The following is a 16,775-nucleotide window of genomic DNA, read 5'->3' as shown; positions in this document are numbered from 1 at the left end:
TTAAAACCACGGATGAAGTCTTCTATTGTTGCCAAACTGGAAGCGTTACAAGAGCGTCACGAAGAAGTGCTGGCGTATCTTGGCGATGCCAGCGTTATTGCCGATCAAGACCGTTTCCGCGCGTTGTCACGTGAATATGCGCAATTAACGGATGTCACCCGCTGTTTTAAAGAATGGCGCAGCGTGCAAGATGATCTCGAAGCCGCAGAAATGATGCTGGAAGATCTTGAAATGCGCGAAATGGCTCAGGAAGAACTGAAAGAAGCAAAAGCGCGCAGTGAAGAGCTGGAACAGCAGTTGCAAGTGTTGTTGCTCCCTAAAGACCCTGATGATGAGCGTGATTGTTTTCTCGAGATTCGTGCCGGGACCGGTGGTGATGAAGCGGCTATTTTTGCTGGTGACATGTTCCGTATGTACAGCCGTTATGCCGAAGCACGCCGCTGGAAAGTTGAAATCATGAGCGCCAGTGAGGGCGAGCATGGTGGCTATAAAGAAGTGATTGCCAAGGTCTCTGGTGATGGGGTGTTTGGTCAGTTAAAATTCGAGTCAGGCGGTCACCGTGTGCAACGTGTACCCGAAACCGAATCACAAGGCCGTATTCATACCTCTGCCTGTACCGTCGCGGTAATGCCTGCCATTCCTGAAGCTGAGATGCCGGAAATCAATGCCGGTGATTTGCGTATTGATACTTTCCGCTCGTCTGGTGCCGGTGGTCAGCACGTTAACACCACCGATTCGGCAATCCGTATCACCCATATTCCAACGGGCTTGGTGGTGGAGTGTCAGGATGAGCGCTCACAACATAAGAACAAAGCCAAGGCGATGTCGGTGTTGGGTGCACGTATCCGTGCCGCAGAAATGCAAAAGCGCCAATTGGCAGAAGCTTCCGAGCGCCGTAATCTGCTTGGTTCAGGTGATCGCTCTGATCGTAATCGTACCTATAACTTCCCACAGGGCCGAGTGACCGATCATCGCATTAACCTGACCCTCTATCGCCTAGATGAAGTGATGGAAGGCAAACTGGATATGCTGATTCAGCCGATTGTGCAGGAATATCAAGCCGACCAGCTCTCTGCGTTGTCAGAGCAAGATTAATGGACTATCAGCAGTGGCTGTCGTTAACGGCAGCCCGTTTCAGTCAGAGTGACAGTCCAAAGCGCGATGCCGAGATTCTATTGAGTTTTGTCACCGTAAAGGCGCGTACCTATGTGTTGGCTTTCGGTGAAACTAAGCTGACAGCCGATCAGTTACAGCGATTGGAACAACTGGCAACCCGGCGTGAGCAGGGGGAACCTATTGCTTATCTGGTTGGGGAGCGCGAATTCTGGTCATTGCCACTCAGTGTTTCCTCCGCCACTCTTATTCCACGCCCTGACACCGAATGTTTGGTTGAACAGGCGTTGGCACATCTGCCAGCCACTCCTTGCCATATTTTGGATTTGGGTACCGGTACCGGTGCTATTGCTTTGGCGTTAGCCAGTGAGCGGCCAGATTGTGCTGTGGTGGGTGTGGACATCCAAGCCGACGCTGTTGCACTGGCTCGCCATAATGCAGAAAAGCTGGCCATAGATAATGTACATTTCCTGCAAAGTAGCTGGTTTGACGCGGTCGACGGACAATTTACGCTGATTGTTAGCAATCCTCCTTATATTGATGCCGATGACCCGCATCTGAACGAAGGTGATGTCCGCTTTGAGCCTCACAGTGCGCTTGTCGCACCTGCCGAAGGGATGGCTTCACTGGACGAGATTATCCGTCGTGCGCCGGCTTATTTAGAGGCGGGAGGCTGGTTAATGTTGGAGCATGGCTGGCAGCAAGCCGATGCAGTACAGAAATTACTTAAAAACGCCGGATTTAGTGCTGTAATGACGTATAAAGATTATGGTAATAATGATCGTGTTACTTTGGGGCAATGGATCGGCTAATCAAGAAAAATCTGATTTTGTGCGGCATTTATTCGGCAACAAATAAAAAAAACGATAAATATTTAACATAGATAAGGAAGCGAGAGTCATGTGGGTTGATTATATCGCCATGAAGTATTTACATTTACTCACAGTAGTTATCAGTATTACGCTGTTTGTATTACGTTTCTTTTGGAAATGTCGCGGTTCGGCTATGATGGATAAGCGCTGGGTAAAAATAACGCCACATATCAATGATACGTTGCTATTTGTCAGCGGTATTGTACTGATTTTTATCACCGGATTTTACCCTTTCAGTCCGCAAGGAACATGGCTGACTGAAAAGCTGTTTGGCGTTATTATCTATATCCTGCTTGGCTATGTCGCATTAGGTAAGCGAACCCGCAGCCAGAATCGTCGCTGGCTTGCTTTCATACTCGCATTGGGTTGCCTGTATTTGATTGTCAAACTGGCAACAACTAAATTACCACTGCTGATGGGATATCTATGAGTAGCATTGCTGATTTCGAATTTAACAACGCGTCCCTGTGTGATGGGGTGTTATTGGTTACCCAGGAGATTCGACAGAATTTTCCACTGGTTGATGTACGCAACCAATTACAACAGCTCGTTGATGATGCCCGGGCTGCGATGCCCGCCAATCTCAATCAGGATCAGCAATTAGAAGTGCTTATTGATCTGTTTTACCGTAAATGGAAATTTGGCGGTGCTGGTGGCGTTTATCGCCTGTCAGACGCTATCTGGCTCGATAAAGTGTTGGATAAACGTCAAGGGACGCCAGTATCGCTGGGCGTCATTTTCCTGCACATCGCCCATCAACTGGATCTACCTTTGATGCCAGTTATCTTTCCAACTCAATTAATTCTTCGGGCTGATTGGTTAGATGAAGAAATGTGGCTGATTAATCCGTTAAACGGTGAAACGCTTAATGAACATATGCTAGAAGTGTGGATTAAGGGCAACCTGGGTTTGAGCGCCGAACTGGAAGATGAAGATCTGGAAGAAGCGGAAAACACCCTGATTGTTCGTAAAATGCTTGATACATTGAAAGCGGCATTAATGGAAGAGAAGCAGATGGAGTTGGCATTGCGCGCCAGTGAAGCGGTATTGGCTTTTGACCCCGATGACCCCTATGAAATCCGCGACCGTGGCTTGATTTATGCCCAACTGGATTGCAACCATATTGCTATCTCTGATTTAAGCTATTTTGTTGAACAGTGCCCGGAAGACCCGATTGCTGAAATGATAAAAATGCAGATCCACTCCATTGAGCAACAGCGGGTGACATTGCACTGATCTCTTTTATACCGCGGTTGTATGGTAGCCATGTCTTGCGGCATAACCGTGGTAATTAATCTCGATTTACCCTTTATAAAGGTATTAGTATGAAACAGAAAGTGGTTAGCATTGGCGATATCAACTTAGCGAACGACCTACCTTTCGTGCTGTTCGGCGGCATGAATGTGCTTGAGTCGCGCGACCTGGCAATGCGCATTTGTGAACATTATGTCACGGTGACCCAAAAGTTGGGCATTCCTTATGTGTTTAAAGCCTCGTTCGACAAAGCCAACCGTTCTTCAATTCATTCTTACCGTGGTCCCGGTTTGGAAGAGGGGATGAAAATCTTCCAAGAGCTGAAACAGCAGTTTGGTGTCAAAATCATCACCGATGTGCATGAAGCCAGCCAGGCAAAACCGGTGTCCGAAGTGGTTGATGTTATTCAATTACCGGCATTTTTGGCGCGTCAAACTGATTTGGTTGAAGCTATGGCCCGCACTGGCGCGGTTATCAACGTGAAAAAACCGCAGTTTGTCAGTCCTGGGCAGATGGGCAATATTGTCGATAAATTTAAAGAAGCCGGTAATGATCAAGTGATCTTGTGTGATCGCGGCAGTAACTTCGGTTATGACAATCTGGTGGTTGATATGTTAGGTATCAACGTTATGGTCCAGGCGACTGGCGGTCATCCAGTTATTTTCGATGTGACTCACGCATTACAATGCCGTGACCCGTTTGGCGCAGCCTCCGGTGGCCGTCGTGCTCAAGTAGCTGAACTGGCGCGTGCTGGCATGGCCGTTGGTTTGGCAGGGTTGTTTATCGAAGCGCACCCAGAGCCGAACAGCGCCAAGTGTGATGGTCCGTCAGCTTTGCCATTAGACAAACTAGAACCGTTCCTGGTGCAGATGAAAGCTATCGATGATTTAGTGAAGAGTTTCCCGGTGCTGGATACCAGCAAGTAAAAGTGTTCGCCGGTAATATTTGAATAAAGAAAAGGCAGTGTAGGTAACTACACTGCCTTTTTTGAAAACCGTAATACTCATTCAAAGGGACTAACCTCTTACGCGTAAAGCCTCCAGCGCTTCTGGCAGTGACCCATAAAAACTCAACTTGCCTTCAATGGGCTGCACTCTGGCTCTTGCCAGCGTCTTCAGCGGCTGGAAAGGAATATCCGTGATAACGAGCTGTTGTTGCTCGCCCAGCGCCTCTGTGAAGCGTAGGAACGCATTTAGGCCACCGGCATCCAGAACCGGTACTGCATCCCACTGCAAAATAATGGTTTGATAATTCTCACAACGGCTGAGTAACTCATTAAATATCCGCTCTGCGGCAGCGAAAAACAGTGGCCCGTTCACTCGCAATACCAGCGTATGCTCATCAACAGCCGCGGGTATCTCACTCAGGCGCGTCATGCGCGCAATACGCCGCATAAACAGCAGTGAGGCCAACACAATACCCACTGTGATTGCAATCACCATGTCAAATAATACCGTCAGGCTCATGCACAACAACATCACAATAATGTCATCTTTAGGCGCTCGGCGCAGGAGGTCAACGACTTTATGTGCCTCACTCATGTTCCAGGCCACAATCAGTAGCAGAGACGCCATCGCAGCTAAAGGCAGATAAGACAACATCGGTGCCAGTACCAGTAACGCCAGTAAGACCAACAGTGCGTGGATGATGGCTGACACTGGTGAGGTTGCACCTGCGCGAACATTAGCCGCAGAACGAGCAATGGCGGCAGTCGCAGTGATCCCGCCAAAGAATGGCGCAATGATATTCCCCAGTCCCTGACCGACTAACTCACTGTTGGAGTGATGCTTTTGTCCTGTCATACCATCAAGTACGACGGCGCAGAGCAATGACTCAATTGCGCCCAGCATTGCCATAGAAAAGGCTGCGGGCAGTAATGCAGAGAAGGTTGCCCAGTTCAATACAAATGGCTGACTATTGGCGGCAGGTAAATTCCACGGCAAGACAAATTGCGGCAGGATGGGGGGAATACCGTGGCCTTGGGTGCCATCGGCCAGTAAATAGCCAAAGCGCGAGCCGATAGTCGCCACTTGATGATCAAATAGCGATAACACCGCCATGACGGCAGTACCCGCAACCAATGCCGGTAAGTGACCCGGTAACTTTAATTTTAACCGTGGCCAGAGTATTAATACCAGCAGAGTGACGGTTGAAATTAGCGTATCACTGAGGTTGATGGTTGGCATTGCTTGAGCCAACGCGGCAACTTTACCAGCATAATTTTCCGGCACTTCTGTCAGGTGCAGGCCAAAGAAATCTTTCACCTGCATGGTGGCAATGGTGATACCAATACCTGAGGTAAAACCGAGGGTGACGGACAGCGGGATATATTCAATTAATCGGCCAAGTCGCCCTAGGCCCATAAATAATAAAAATATACCGGAGATCAGTGTAGCCAGCAGTAAACCCGCTAAACCAAACTGCTGTGATACCGGATAGAGAATAACCACAAAAGCGGCAGTGGGGCCGGATACGCTATAGCGGGAGCCGCCGGTGACCGCAATGACAATACCGGCAATAGCGGAGGTATATAAGCCGTATTGTGGTGGGACACCACTGGCAATAGCCAGTGCCATCGCCAGTGGGATAGCAATGATACCGACAGTGACACCGGCAATTATATCTTTGAGAAGTCTTTGAAGTGTATAGGTTTCTCGCCAGCAAGCGTCAATAAGCGCGCTGAACGGCCTAATGCCGTTAATTCCGTGCGTTTTCATCTAAGGTGCAAACCAAATAAAGAAAAGACAAAATAAATGGCGGGCCAGTAAGGGTCCGTCTCGAGTAGCAGAACACAACGATACGCCAATTAGGTGACTAAGATCTAGATGTATATCAATCTCAGTCGGAAAATTAGATAACTGTCGGTTTTATAAAGAGGGTTAAATGAACGGATTCATGGTGGACCAGTGCATTCCTCCCCTGAATAAATGAAAAGTGGTTATTATCCCCACTAGCGCCTTCTTTTAGACCCAAGTATCGGAAATTGAAAAATAAGCATCCAAACTAGGGCTGCATCCTGTGTGCGAAATCGAAAGGGGGGTGATTAGGCGACATCTTGTTACATGAATTGAGGGATTGGTCCCATAGTGAAATTATTCAGGAATAAAACCTGTCTCACAGCTAAGATTTGAGTTAGAAACTATGGCTATTAACCATGCTTAATGTTTAGGATTTCCAATGAATATATTCGACGTAAAACGTTACTTAATGCTAGTTGGCAATAAGACAAACCAATGTCAGCCAAAATTCTCGCTGAGAATTCAAAGGATTAATGCTACGCCATGAGCGAATTAGAATCTCTATCGACACTATACCGAGATGCTTGTGTCACCTATGCGACGCTCTCAATCAGTTATTTTGCCTTAAGTAAGAACAGTGCTTTTTCTTACAATGGGGACGTCTGGAAACGTATTCTATTTGGTGTCGCATCGGGACTGGTTTCACTTTATCTGAATCAGGATCAGTGGGTGATTTCAGGTGCGTTTTTCTATAGTTTCGAGTTGATTCCGATTATTTTGGTCACTTTCTATGGTGGTTGGTTAAGTAGCTTGACGGCATTGCTGATTAATTTTGCTTTCACAGGCTGGTTTACCCTCGACAATATTCTTATAACAATAATATTTATTCCGCTCATACTGTCACGAGTCTGGGAGCGAAAAAGCAATCGTATTTTTTATACCGCAATCCTCGCTATTGCGATTTATCGTATGGTCGTTGCTGTATTAGTTGCCCCGCATATTTTGACCTGGGCCCAGGTGATAGTATATCAACTGATTTCCGCGCTCTGTTTGGCTATTTGCTACCATGCACTGAATTTTAAAGAGCGTCATATCTCCGCCTATTTTTCGATGAAAAACCGGGCGAATATTGACAAATTAACCCAGCTAAATAACCGGGCAAGTATTGATTATCGATTAGCGGCAATTCACAACAGCCGTCAGGCGTGTGGTTTAATGATTCTGGATCTGGACCATTTTAAGTCGGTGAATGACAGCTATGGTCATGACGGTGGTGATTTACTTCTAACAGAAGTGGGGAAGCTGCTGACGTCAATCATTCGCGATGAGGACTTTGTTGGCCGTTATGGCGGTGAAGAGTTTATTGTTATAACCCGCCGCCACGAACCACAAACGATTAAAGCGGTTGCCGAGCGAATTCTCCAACAAGTTGAGAATCTCGCGGTGGTTTTACCTGACGGACGTAAAATAAAGGCCACCATCTCGATTGGTGCGTCTCTTTATTTGCCTGGAATGTCGATGCTAAAAGCATTAAAAATGACGGATGAAGCACTTTATCAGGCGAAGAAACAAGGGCGCAATCAAGTGGTTTACAGCCGATTAATGCCATTTTCCCCATTGGGAGACCGCATAGATAAAGAGGGGCGCCGCCGTAAGTTGTAGAAACACCTTGGTGGGAATCACGAAAAAGGCTCTGACTTTCGTCAGAGCCTTTTGCTCGAATATGGCGGTGAGAGAGGGGTTCGAACCCTCGATACACTTACGCGTATACACACTTTCCAGGCGTGCTCCTTCAGCCACTCAGACACCTCACCGTTTGTTACCGCGCTAAGCACGGCAACGGGGCGGTACTATAGGGACCAGCAGGCAGATGGTCAAGCAGTATTTACCCGTTGCCATTCATCTGGTTATTCTGCATGCATATAGCGTAAATCACCGGCAAATTATAAGCAATCAACGCCAATTTTTCGCCTGCAGTGGTGAATCAACCATCACATAATCGGCACCGAGATCTTTAGCTAGCTGATAATCTTTTGCAGAGTTTATGCCAATCAGCAAAATTTTTGCATCTTCGCTCTGCTTGAAACAGTCCATTGCCTGTTGATTCCAAACCAATTGGGTCCGGGTTGTTCCTTTACCCAGGGTGAATTTCTCGACGACCTTTACATCACGTCTTAATTCAAAGGCATAATGTCTATTCTGGTTGCTAATGAATGAATTACCCTTGTTTTTGGCTATTATACATTCATCTGCCATCACCGCAGTAGCTAAAATTTTACGGGTTTTATTACGTGTCTCGAATTTACTTATATAATCAGGTAGCGCATCAAGATATTTTTTCTCAGTAGAATAGAAAACAATGCGGTCAGGTGAGAGAATGCTTTCTCTCATTTCTATTATGGCATTCGCTATTATTTTTGGATCTGCATCAGGAGACTTAATATCTATAGTGAATCTTGCTTTTGGGAACGATAATAAAATATGATGTAATGAGGGGATCTTTACCCCCCATCCGCGGAATGTATACTGATCGTCACTTTTAAAGTGATAGGCCGCATCTAATAACTGTAATTCTTGCCAAGAGTGGTCAGAGACCAGGCCGCTGCCGTTTGTCAATTCGCTCAAATCTTTGGGCCGATATAGTACTAAAACACCATCTTTACTAAGTTGAACCGAGACCCAAATAATATCAGCATTATTTGATAACGCTTTACTGATGGCATGTCGAGTGTTCTCTGGGAAATCGGCTGTTCCTGCACGATGAGCAACGATTAACGGCGAGGCTGATAGGGAGTTAACACACAGGGTGAATAATAAAGAAATAAAATAAAATCGCTTATTTTTCATTTGATACCTCGATATGGGTTATTTCGGATTTATAATATTCCTTATCTTGTAACATGTAATATTGAACTGGAAATAAACCAATTAGTAATAGAGGCATTTAATAAAGTGATTATGTTTATACCCGTCATACTTCAAGCTGCATGTGCGTTGGCTACGCTCAATAATCTGAATCACTTACAAATGTAAGCCCATCGGGATTAATGAGCCTCATCCTTGAGGCTCACCCTACGGGCTAGCATAAATACTGTTCAAATCGGTTTCCGACCGATTTGTATTTCGTTTGCCGTCTTCCTGCAACTCGAATTATTTTGGGTATATATGTCTGAAACGATATTTGGCAGGAAATAAAGCTATCTAAAGGCGAAAAAAAACGGCAATCGGGTTAACAGGTTCAGGTATGAAACCAGACATGTTATCGATTGCCGCTTCGTTTGTCGTAGAAACCAAGGTTCATCTACAGACTAAATATGGCGGTGAGGGAGGGGTTCGAACCCTCGATACGCTTACACGTATACACACTTTCCAGGCGTGCTCCTTCAGCCACTCAGACACCTCACCGTGTTACAGCTATCAACTACGCTAAACGCTGTCGACCGGCGTAATGTAGGCAAAAGTGTGCCCAGCGTCAACCCTCTTATATTGGCTTTGTTACTGTTTAGCTAAAGTTACAGCAGTTTGCTGATTTCATCGTCATTTCTTGCGGGTAACACTTGCATCTGACCGTTAATCGCGGAAATCTATCAGGTACTTTCGCAAGGAGTTGGCAAATAATGAATATTATTTTTTATCACCCGTTTTTTGAAGCAAAACAGTGGTTGTCAGGCATACAATCTCGCTTGCCCACGGCGAAAATCAGGCAGTGGCGACGTGGTGATACACAACCAGCGGATTATGCTCTCGTCTGGCAGCCACCACAGGAAATGCTCGCCAGACGTGTTGAACTGAAAGGCATTTTTGCTTTAGGGGCGGGGGTCGATGCTATTTTGGATCAAGAGCGCCGCTCTCCGGGCACATTGCCAACCGGAGTGCCGCTGGTACGATTAGAAGACTCTGGTATGTCATTGCAAATGCAGGAGTATGTGGTAGCCGGTGTATTGCGATATTTCCGCCGAATGGATGAGTATCAACTGCAACAACAGCAGAAAGTGTGGCAACCGCTGGAGCCGCATCAGCATGATAAATTTACCATAGGTATTCTCGGGGCGGGGGTATTAGGTAAAAGCGTGGCCCACAAATTGGCTGAGTTTGGTTTTACCGTGCGTTGTTGGAGCCGTACACCAAAACAGATTGAGGGTATAACCAGTTTTGCCGGCAAAGAGAAACTATCGATTTTCCTGCAAGGGACACAATTATTGATTAATTTGCTGCCCAATACGCCCGAAACTGTCGGTATCTTGAACCAATCGCTGTTTTCACAATTGAATGCTAACGCTTATGTGATCAATATTGCGCGTGGTGCACATTTATTGGAGCGTGATCTATTAACTGCAATGAGTGTTGGGAGCGTTGCAGCGGCGACATTGGATGTATTTGCTGAGGAACCCTTACCGTCAATGCATCCTTTCTGGAGTCACCCACGCATCACTATTACACCGCATATTGCAGCGATAACCCTGCCGGAGATAGCGATGGATCAGGTAGTTGCCAATATTCAAGCCATCGAAGCGGGGAGAGTGCCAGCGGGCCTGGTCGATGTGGTACGAGGTTACTGATTTACATACTGACTCGGTTCGATGAGATATAGCGATAGCCCTGCAAGTAAGGGCTTTTAGCGCTGTTGATGAGAAGAATTCCTGCTATCATTAGCAGTCTATGCTTTACCTGCAAAAAAGCCATCCTGCCTTAAAAGACTTTGTGGAGTAGTCATGTATCCTGTTGATTTACATATGCATACCATCGCCAGCACCCATGCTTACAGCACCCTGCACGATTACATTGCCGAAGCTAAGTTAAAAAATATTAAGCTGTTTGCCATTACTGACCATGGCCCGGATATGGCTGATGCCCCGCATTACTGGCACTTTATGAACATGCGTGTCTGGCCACGGTTGGTAGATGGTGTGGGTATTTTGCGCGGTATTGAGGCTAATATTAAGAATTTGGACGGTGATATCGATTGTACCGGCCCGATGCTTGATGCCATCGACCTGCTAATTGCCGGCTTCCATGAGCCTGTATTCCCGCCTCAAGACAAAGCTGCCAATACTCAGGCAATGATTGCGGCCATGGCACAGGGGAATGTGCACATCATCAGTCATCCCGGTAATCCTAAATATCCTGTTGATATTCCAGCTATTGCTGAGGCAGCGGCAAAATACAATGTGGCGTTGGAGTTGAATAACTCGTCCTTTACGCATTCACGCAAGGGCAGCGAAGCGAACTGCCGGGCGATTGCTGAAGCGGTCCGTGATGCCGGTGGCTGGTTGGCATTAGGTTCTGACTCCCATATTGCCTATTCATTGGGGATTTTCGAACATTGTGAGCGGATTATTGCTGAGGTGAATTTCCCGCCAGACCGTATTTTGAATGTTAGCCCGCGCCGGTTACTGAATTACCTTGAGCAGCGTGGCCGCCCGGTAATCCCTGAGTTGGCTGATTTATAATATAAAGTATGTGACATTGTCACTTGTGGTTTAAATATTCATAAGAAACAGGAAGATGTAAATGAATGATTTCTCTCTGGTGTGCCGGGTTCTTGGGTCACTATTTTATCGCCAACCACAAGATCCGCTACTGGCCCCCCTTTTTGCGCTGATAAGTCAGGGCAAATTAGAGCAGCACTGGCCACTGGAACAAGGTGAGCTGCTGGCGCGTTTGCAACAAGAGTATCAGCCACCGGCGGTGGTCGCTGATTATAACGCGTTGTTCGTCGGCGATGATCGTAGCGTGTCACCTTATGGCAGCGATTATGAGGATGCTTGCCCAGAAGCTGAGGTCAGAGCGTTTTTGCAACAACGAGGGATGCCGCTGGGCGATGGCCCAACTGATCATTTTGGTGGGTTATTATTGGCAGCCTCTTGGTTGGAAGACCAAGCCGCAGAGGATGAGATTGCGGCTCAAACCGCACTGTTTAACGACTATTTACTGCCCTGGTGTGGTCGCTTTCTCGGCAAAGTAGAGGCCCACGCTAACACCGGCTTTTATCGGACGTTGGCTCAGTTGAGCCGCGAAGCGTTACAGGCGATGTGGGATGAGTTGTCTGAAGATACTTTGCCGAATTAAGTAACCCTCTTTGGATTAATGAGCCTCATTCTTTGAGGCTCACCCTGCGAGCCAGCAAACGATAGCCTGTAAACCTCGCAGTGCAGCTAGTCAGTCAGTGGGATGACTAACTGGCCTGGTTTCACTTCTAAACCTTTTGCCAGCTTTTTCGCCATCCCTTCAGCTTTACTCTTTTCACTGTCCAACACATAGACCGGTTGCTGATTAAAGTAGGATTTCAACGACTGATTCAGATAAGGGGTCAGTGCTTTCATCACTGAATCCATTTTTTCTGGCTTAACGGTATAATCAGTCAATTCCATATCTTTTAGGAAGATAGCGCCTTTCTCACGATCGAATGTCGGTTGCGCTTTTAGTGTCAGCGTCATATCCGCACTTTGTGGGCCAAGGATCGAGGTAATGTCTACTTTGGCATTACCGGTTAAGGTCACTTTACCAGGCTCAGTACGGCCAATTTGGCTTTGCAATTGCGTCAAGATAATGTGGGCGTCAACCAGACCGGGTATGCCCATCTGCTTTTCATAGTTATTGTGTTTTTGCAGATATTCATTGATTTCCTGTTCGCTCAATGTGTATTGAGTTAATTGGTTACAGCCGACCAGTGTCGTGGTCACAATCAGCGCAGCAGCGCCCCACATTAATGTCTTCATCAAAACCTCATAGCAATATTTACTAAACAAACAAGATGGCGCATCACATCAAACCAGACAAACAGGCCAATAGTAACCGGTTAATCCACTGTTTTGTATTATTAACCATATTTGTTCAACCAAGGTTCAGGATTGCGGACAATAATGCGGCGGTGGGGGGCATCTGCCAATCGGATAACCCCGAATCAACGTTGGTTTGAAAAGAGAATAAAAAGATGCCAGAGAGGCTTGGCGACTCTGGCGCTAGTGCTAACGACAGAATAGTGCTAACTGCCGCTTAGCATGGCAGACTCGATACGGCGCTGATTAAACTGCCAGTAAAGCCCGGCCAGCGTAATTACCCCAATAACGCCCAGCAGGAACCAGGGTAACTCCGGCATTTCCAGCGTTCGGCCAGTATCGTACATCCAGCCGCCACCGGTATAGCCTAATGCTCCTCCCAACGCCAGCCCCAGACGGCTAAAGCCCATATAGCTGCCACGTGCGCGCGAGTCGGCCAGCGAAGCCCCCAGGGTTTCACGTGCGGGTTCAGCGATAATTGAACCTGTATAGAAGAAGCAAATGAACATAAACAGTGTTTGCAGGTGGGAAATCAAGCCGATCGGAAACAGGCTTAATGTCATGATTAATAGCCCAAACATGAGGCGCTGTTCGAGGCGAAAACGTTTCTCGCTCCAGCGAGCAAGTGGGTAAAGCAATGTCAAAGAAAGCGCGGCCTCAATGGCGTACATCCATTTAACGGCAGCAGGAGACCCCGCAATCTCATTTACCACGATCGGCAGCATGAGCATCACCTGTACCGACAGCATGTAATAGCCTGTTAGCGTCAGGACATAAGTCACAAAGCGGCGATCACGTAGCACCCGCATTAAACCTTCTTTCATTGGCGCACGCACGGTGGAAATGCGATAGGCGGGCAGCAACCAAAGGTTCCAGCCTGCCGCCAAAATGAAGATTACCGCGCCAGTCCAACAGACAAAATGGAAGTCGTATTGCAGCAACCAACTGCCGATTAATGCGCCGATCACCGCACCTGCACTGTCTTGCATCATCAGCAGGGAGTAAAAACGGCCACGTTCATGGGGGCGGGTTAATTTGATAACCAAAGCGGTACGCGGCGGATCAAATAGGGTGCCACCTAAGCCAGATAGCGCACAAGCCAGCAGGAGTATCCAAGGTTCATCGGCCATTGCCATAAATGCAAAGCCAGCAGCCCGCATTAGCATGCCGGTAACAATCATTGGCTTGGCACCAAAACGGTCGGCAATGGCACCACCAAAGATGCCTAACCCTTGTTGGACAAGTTGCCTTAGCCCCAAGGCCAGGCCAACGAGCACCGCAGCCCAACCCAGTTGATCGACAAATCGGATAGAGATGAGTGGGAAGACAACGAAAAAACCCAACACAACTAATAAGTTATCAAGCAATAAAAAATACTTACCCAAGCTCCGAGCTTGCGATACCAAGGCCATGCTTCACCGTCAGAAATTAAATAAGGAGGGAATAAAAAACACGCTTATAGTTTGAAGCATTATACAAACTATACCCTTTGTGAGAGCAGTAATAATGATATCAACTAATAATAGAACTTCATACTGCTACGCACGTGTTTCTTCAGAGACACAAGGTAGTGGTTATAGGATGAGTAGGCAGGCTGATAGTCTCCTAGATTACGTTAACATTATGAGGATAAAGAGAAACTAGGTTTTCTTCTAAACTCTGATCAAATTGTTTGGCTTCGTGCAGACGGTGTATCAGCATTTAAAGGTAAAAACCTTGCGGATGGTTCCGTATTGAAATCTTTTATCACAGGGGTTATTACAGGTGAAATAATCAATGCTTGTCTATTGATCGAGAACGTTGACAGATTTTCACGGCAAAACCCAATAGAAGCAGCTCAACTATTCCTAAGCCTGATAAATGCCGATTGTCCAATCATCGAAGTAGAAAATGACATAGTTCATCACCTATTACAGCTAAACAGGCGGTAATGGGTAAAATTACTATCAATTGGGATAATGATGATTATTCTAATTTAAACATGTTAGGTAATGATTGGGTATAACGTTTTAGTAGTTAACTACAGGGAGATATCCCAATAAAGCATAATGGAGGATTGATATTATGAAGAAAATCAAACTAAGTAAAACTCAAATCCTCAAATCCTCAAAACTATAAAGACCATTGGAAAGTATTCAATAGTATTACTTTCTAAAAAATCAACTTAGCTTGCTATTGGTGCTGCTAGTTCTTTAATTTTCGGATATCACTTAGATGATAATGGTAACTTAATTGCAGATCCAGATGGTCAGAACAATGTTGATGTGATTCTACATGGAATTGAGGTTATTAGTTGTGCTCTATTAGATGGTTGTTATTAATCATTTTTAGTTATTCTTTTTCTTTTCTATTTTTTTAGCCCCAACTCCCTCAAAGGTGTTGGGGCTTTTTTTAATTAAATATATACAGAGGTAACAAAAATGATAACAGAAAAAACACTATCTTTCTTCTTAACACCAGAAGTTTTATCAAGCATCAATCCAGTGTTGAAACTTTCTAAACTGAATAGTAAAAACTGCTTCAGTAGTGATCACAAATGGAAGTGCATTCATTGTAAGAAAGAAATATATCACCCTATAGAAGTATTACCATTGATACATTGTCGGTGTGAGTATGATAAATGGGACTTTGATAATCAATCATTGTACATTCAAAAGATATACAGAGATGAAGACTTAATCGCAATCAAAATAGGTATAACTAAACAAGATGGTAATGTTAGGAAAAACTTTACTGATTCGTTTAGTATTTATCATCATAAATTATACTTTGAGGTTCGTATGGAATACGACTTAGCAGCACGTATTGAAAAACGTATTAAAAAGGAGTTACCCATAAGGTTTCTATCTAAAGCTGAAATGAATGATGGTTATACTGAAACAACCGCACCAGAACAGTTAAATGAAATGATGCGGATTTATGAGGAAGAGATAGCTACTACTCAGAAACCTTTTTTGAGGGTGATGTAGATTTTACATTAAACATAAAAATATCATCATATTTTAAATTGAAAAACTTAGAGAATGTATTTGACAATTCTTTATTTAATTGGACGCAATTTTGTGCAGCAATAACAGTTAAATGATAATTTTTGTTAACAAATGTTTTCTGTATTTCGACAAGGTCTATTCTTAGCTTTCCATGGTTTACTTGGATTAGATATATTAATGGTATTATTTTTCCTTCATTTATATTAGCATTCCATGGTTTTATTGTTACTATTAGAGTTAGAGCGGTAATAAAGCATTTAAATCCCTCATCATCCAGTTCTCTGATGTTATCAATGATAGAATCTGTTGGTTTTAAATTTTCTACGCTATACATATTAATATCGCATAGTAGTTTACATAGTGATTTTAACTTATCCATTATGACATGCATTTCAGCGAATGACTCTAAAATCCTTTCAGTTTGTTTGAAAGCAGCATCATTAACTTTAGAGTTTAACCATTTATTAACCTTAAATGCTGACCATAAAGCAAGTAAGAAAGTGCACATAGCAGTTAATGCCGCTAAAGCTGGTGCAGTTATTCTTGTTGGATCTTTATAGAGAACCCATAGCAAAACTACTGTTACCATTACACCAAAGAAAAAGAACAGTATGTGAGAAAGACGAAAATCAAACTTTAACTTTTTCATTATTATTAGGACTTTACCAGAGTTTATATTACGGAGAATATTACTATGGAATCATTCAGGGAACAACTAAGAACAGGCGTTTTGACAGTAGTAACTACTACTTCAAAAATTAAGAATATAATCCATAAAAAAGGATTTAATGCTAACTACACTATAGATAGTAGTGGATACTGCTATTTCACAATACCAGAAGATAACTATTTCCTTCTAAAACACAGTAGGAACGATTCTAAGCGTGTTAATAATGTAGCTAGGTGAGATTTATTAGGTTTCAATCAATCGTGGCTATACGGGGCTTACAGGGGCTTAAAAGCTAATGTCCTTGCACGTTTTAGTAGTGTTGAAGTAATATCCTTTTATACACAACTTCTTAGATAAGC

General features: G+C 44.8%; 15 protein-coding genes and 2 tRNA genes. 10 read left to right on the top strand and 7 right to left on the bottom strand.

Annotated features, from left to right (window positions below; genetic code table 11):
* Positions 1–12: 12 nt before the first annotated feature.
* The 5 genes from prfA to kdsA all read left to right on the top strand — a co-directional run bounded on the left by prfA (position 13) and on the right by kdsA (position 4,165).
* Positions 13–1,095, top strand: coding sequence for a peptide chain release factor 1 (prfA, locus tag V1953_RS11195; protein ID WP_005185162.1), 1,083 nt, complete (start codon positions 13–15; stop codon positions 1,093–1,095).
* A complete protein-coding gene (gene prmC, locus V1953_RS11190) occupies positions 1,095–1,925 on the top strand; it encodes a peptide chain release factor N(5)-glutamine methyltransferase (protein WP_442850905.1) in 831 nt (276 codons plus the stop codon). The genes prfA and prmC overlap by 1 nt, the downstream gene beginning before the upstream one ends.
* 88 nt (positions 1,926–2,013) lie before the next feature.
* Positions 2,014–2,415 (top strand): SirB2 family protein, encoded by a 402-nt coding sequence (locus V1953_RS11185; RefSeq protein WP_005185164.1) that lies wholly within the window; start codon positions 2,014–2,016, stop codon positions 2,413–2,415.
* Complete coding sequence (sirB1, locus tag V1953_RS11180) at positions 2,412–3,221, top strand: invasion regulator SirB1 (RefSeq protein WP_083159024.1); 810 nt, start codon at positions 2,412–2,414, stop codon at positions 3,219–3,221. Before V1953_RS11185 ends, sirB1 begins: the two co-directional genes overlap by 4 nt.
* An 89-nt stretch (positions 3,222–3,310) precedes the next feature.
* The gene (gene kdsA, locus V1953_RS11175; RefSeq protein ID WP_442850904.1) at positions 3,311–4,165 is read left to right on the top strand and encodes a 3-deoxy-8-phosphooctulonate synthase; all 855 of its coding nucleotides are present in this window, start codon (positions 3,311–3,313) and stop codon (positions 4,163–4,165) included.
* Between the two features lie 90 nt (positions 4,166–4,255).
* Here kdsA and dauA read toward each other — a convergent pair whose 3' ends face one another.
* Positions 4,256–5,956 carry a C4-dicarboxylic acid transporter DauA gene (gene dauA, locus V1953_RS11170; RefSeq protein ID WP_442850903.1) on the bottom strand — a complete coding sequence of 567 codons (1,701 nt, stop codon included), beginning with the start codon at positions 5,954–5,956 and terminating at the stop codon, positions 4,256–4,258.
* Between the two features lie 564 nt (positions 5,957–6,520).
* On the opposite strand from dauA, the gene V1953_RS11165 reads away from it, so the two are divergent.
* The gene (locus V1953_RS11165) at positions 6,521–7,639 is read left to right on the top strand and encodes a GGDEF domain-containing protein (protein ID WP_442850902.1); all 1,119 of its coding nucleotides are present in this window, start codon (positions 6,521–6,523) and stop codon (positions 7,637–7,639) included.
* Between the two features lie 62 nt (positions 7,640–7,701).
* On the opposite strand, the gene V1953_RS11160 is transcribed toward V1953_RS11165, so the two are convergent.
* From V1953_RS11160 to V1953_RS11150, 3 genes are all read right to left on the bottom strand, one after another.
* Positions 7,702–7,791 (bottom strand) — tRNA-Ser (locus V1953_RS11160).
* Positions 7,792–7,930: 139 nt separating this feature from the next.
* Positions 7,931–8,824 carry a glycerophosphodiester phosphodiesterase family protein gene (locus V1953_RS11155; protein WP_442850901.1) on the bottom strand — a complete coding sequence of 298 codons (894 nt, stop codon included), beginning with the start codon at positions 8,822–8,824 and terminating at the stop codon, positions 7,931–7,933.
* Positions 8,825–9,292: 468 nt separating this feature from the next.
* A tRNA-Ser gene (locus tag V1953_RS11150) sits at positions 9,293–9,382 on the bottom strand.
* A 212-nt stretch (positions 9,383–9,594) separates the two neighbouring features.
* Here V1953_RS11150 and ghrA point away from each other — a divergent pair.
* The 3 genes from ghrA (at position 9,595) to V1953_RS11135 (ending at position 12,046) form a co-directional block, all read left to right on the top strand.
* Positions 9,595–10,536 carry a glyoxylate/hydroxypyruvate reductase GhrA gene (gene ghrA / locus V1953_RS11145; protein WP_420073112.1) on the top strand — a complete coding sequence of 314 codons (942 nt, stop codon included), beginning with the start codon at positions 9,595–9,597 and terminating at the stop codon, positions 10,534–10,536.
* A 153-nt stretch (positions 10,537–10,689) separates the two neighbouring features.
* On the top strand, positions 10,690–11,427 hold the full coding sequence (locus V1953_RS11140) for a phosphatase (protein WP_372569123.1): 738 nt from the start codon (positions 10,690–10,692) through the stop codon (positions 11,425–11,427).
* Between the two features lie 61 nt (positions 11,428–11,488).
* Positions 11,489–12,046: a TorD/DmsD family molecular chaperone gene (locus V1953_RS11135; RefSeq protein ID WP_083159018.1), complete on the top strand. Its 558-nt coding sequence runs from the start codon at positions 11,489–11,491 to the stop codon at positions 12,044–12,046.
* Between the two features lie 86 nt (positions 12,047–12,132).
* Here the strand turns inward: V1953_RS11135 and V1953_RS11130 are convergent, their stop codons facing one another.
* Both V1953_RS11130 and mdtH read right to left on the bottom strand, forming a co-directional pair.
* A complete protein-coding gene (locus tag V1953_RS11130) occupies positions 12,133–12,696 on the bottom strand; it encodes a lipoprotein (protein ID WP_442850900.1) in 564 nt (187 codons plus the stop codon).
* 266 nt (positions 12,697–12,962) lie between these two features.
* Positions 12,963–14,168, bottom strand: coding sequence for a multidrug efflux MFS transporter MdtH (gene mdtH / locus V1953_RS11125; RefSeq protein WP_083159016.1), 1,206 nt, complete (start codon positions 14,166–14,168; stop codon positions 12,963–12,965).
* A 1,008-nt stretch (positions 14,169–15,176) separates the two neighbouring features.
* Between mdtH and V1953_RS11120 the strand changes: the two genes are divergently transcribed.
* A complete protein-coding gene (locus V1953_RS11120; RefSeq protein ID WP_442850899.1) occupies positions 15,177–15,725 on the top strand; it encodes a hypothetical protein in 549 nt (182 codons plus the stop codon).
* On the opposite strand, the gene V1953_RS11115 is transcribed toward V1953_RS11120, so the two are convergent.
* Positions 15,694–16,395 (bottom strand): hypothetical protein, encoded by a 702-nt coding sequence (locus tag V1953_RS11115; RefSeq protein WP_442850898.1) that lies wholly within the window; start codon positions 16,393–16,395, stop codon positions 15,694–15,696. The genes V1953_RS11120 and V1953_RS11115 overlap by 32 nt on opposite strands.
* Positions 16,396–16,775 lie beyond the last annotated feature (380 nt).

The sequence above is a fragment of the Yersinia sp. 2541 StPb PI genome, assembly GCF_052217145.1.
Lineage (GTDB): Bacteria > Pseudomonadota > Gammaproteobacteria > Enterobacterales > Enterobacteriaceae > Yersinia > Yersinia enterocolitica_E.
Note: the sequence above shows the minus strand (reverse complement) of the source record. Positions and strands in the feature narration are given on the sequence as shown.